This is a genomic window from Proteus myxofaciens ATCC 19692, assembly GCF_001654855.1.
Taxonomy (GTDB): Bacteria; Pseudomonadota; Gammaproteobacteria; order Enterobacterales; family Enterobacteriaceae; genus Proteus; species Proteus myxofaciens.
The window spans coordinates 1-2,094 of the sequence record NZ_LXEN01000170.1 but is presented as its reverse complement, the minus strand read 5'-3'; the positions used below and the strand labels follow the sequence as shown (position 1 = coordinate 2,094).

General features: G+C 39.0%; 2 protein-coding genes. Both read left to right on the top strand.

Annotated features, from left to right (window positions below; all coding sequences use genetic code 11):
- The first annotated feature begins 11 nt into the window (after nucleotides 1–11).
- Nucleotides 12–1,322, top strand: a complete 1,311-nt coding sequence (pepP, locus tag M983_RS16410; RefSeq protein WP_066753543.1) for a Xaa-Pro aminopeptidase — start codon at nucleotides 12–14, stop codon at nucleotides 1,320–1,322.
- 13 nt (nucleotides 1,323–1,335) lie between these two features.
- Nucleotides 1,336–2,094, top strand: a 759-nt coding sequence (locus M983_RS16405; RefSeq protein ID WP_167348698.1) for a 2-octaprenyl-6-methoxyphenyl hydroxylase, incomplete at its 3' end; no start/stop codon positions are given.

Sequence of the window (2,094 nt, the reverse complement as noted above, 5' to 3'; positions counted from 1 at the left end):
CAGGAGTGGGTATGAATAAACAAGAATTTTTATCCCGTCGTCAGGCATTATTAGCGAAAATGGAACCAGCAAGTGCGGCTGTATTTTTTGCAGCGCCAGAAGCACAACGTAATGCTGATTGTGAATATCCATATCGTCAGAATAGTGATTTTCTCTATCTAACGGGATTTAGTGAACCTGAAGCCGTATTAGTACTAATTAAAAGTGATGAAACACATAATCATAGTGTGCTTTTTAATCGTGTTCGAGATTTAACGGCTGAAATTTGGTTTGGTCGTCGTCTTGGGCAAGATGCCGCACCTGAAAAACTCGGAATAGATAAAGCATTACCTTATGAAGATATTGGTGAGCAACTTTATCAATTATTCAATGGGTTAGATATTGTCTATCATGCTCAAGGTGAATATGATTTTGCCGATAATATTGTATTTAATGCGTTAGATACGCTAAGAAAAGGCTCGCGTCGTAATTTAAAAGCGCCACAAACGCTGGTTGATTGGCGTCCTATCGTTCATGAAATGCGTTTATTCAAATCTGAAGCTGAAATGAGATTACTTCATAAAGCAGGCGAAATTTCAGCATTGGCACATACTCGTGCAATGAAGAAATGCCGTCCTGGTATGTATGAATACCAGCTACAAGGTGAAATTGAACATGAGTTTGTTTCTCATGGCGCTCGTTTTCCCTCTTACAACAGTATTGTCGGAAGTGGTGAAAATGGCTGTATTTTACATTACACCGAAAACGAATCTGAAATGCGTGATGGCGATTTAGTGTTGATTGATGCGGGCTGTGAATTAAAAGGCTATGCAGGCGATATTACGCGTACATTCCCTGTTAATGGCAAATTCACTCGACCACAACGTGAAATTTACGATATTGTTTTGAAGTCGATTAACGTTTCGCTTGAGTTGTATAAACCTGGCACAAGCATCAAAGAAGTGACAGAGCAAGTCGTGTATATCATGGTGGAAGGCTTAGTAAAATTAGGTATTATGCATGGCGAAATTGACCATCTAATTGAAACAAAAGCTTATCAGCATTTCTTTATGCATAGTCTAAGTCACTGGTTAGGTCTTGATGTTCATGATGTTGGGCATTATGGCGTCGATCGTGACCGTATTTTAGAGCCAGGTATGGTGCTTACTATTGAACCGGGCCTTTATATCGCCCCTGATGCTGATGTGCCACAAGAATACCGTGGTATCGGTATTCGTATTGAAGATGACATCATTATTACCGAAACAGGCAATATAAATTTAACCGATTCAGTAGTGAAAGATCCTGATGAAATTGAAGCAGTAATGGCAGGAAAAATTTAAGGTTAATATCAGCATGAATGTGATTATTGTAGGTGGTGGAATGACAGGTGCAACATTAGCACTTGCTCTTTCAACATTAAATAAAGGTAATATTTCTATCTCATTGATTGAAGCAAGAGAGCCTGATAAAGATCATCCTGGGTTTGATGCAAGAGCTATCGCATTAGCGCAAGGTACGGCAAAAAGGCTAGAACAAATCGGGCTTTGGTCAATATTAAAACCTTTTGTCACACCGATTAATCATGTTCATGTTTCTGATAAAGGACATTGTGGTTTTGTGAATCTTCATGCTGAAGATTATGATATTTCAGCTTTAGGTTATGTGATTGAACTTTATGATGCGGGGCGTCAATTATTTTCTCAATTACAAAAACATGACAATATTACTCTTTATTGCCCATCTAAAGTTGAGCATGTACAACGCACAATCGATAGTGTTGAAGTGACACTTGATGATGGTACTCAATTAAACGCTGATTTATTAGTTGCAGCTGATGGTACGCATTCTCCTATTGGTCACCAATGCCATATGCATTGGCAACGAAAATCTTATGAACAAGTGGCGGTTATTGCTAATGTTAAAACAGAGCTTGATCCAAAAGGTCAAGCTTTCGAGCGTTTTACCCAATATGGTCCACTTGCCATGTTACCGATGAGCGAAGGGCGTAGCTCTCTAGTTTGGTGTCATCCTCTTGATAGAAAAGAAGAAATAGTCTCTTGGGATGATGAAACAATGATTGCCCATTTACAGCGTGATTTTGGTTGGCGATTA

Coding starts and splice junctions, on each gene's coding strand:
- pepP (WP_066753543.1), top strand. CDS start 12: ATGAATAAACAAGAATTTTTATCCCGTCGTCAGGCATTATTAGCGAAA.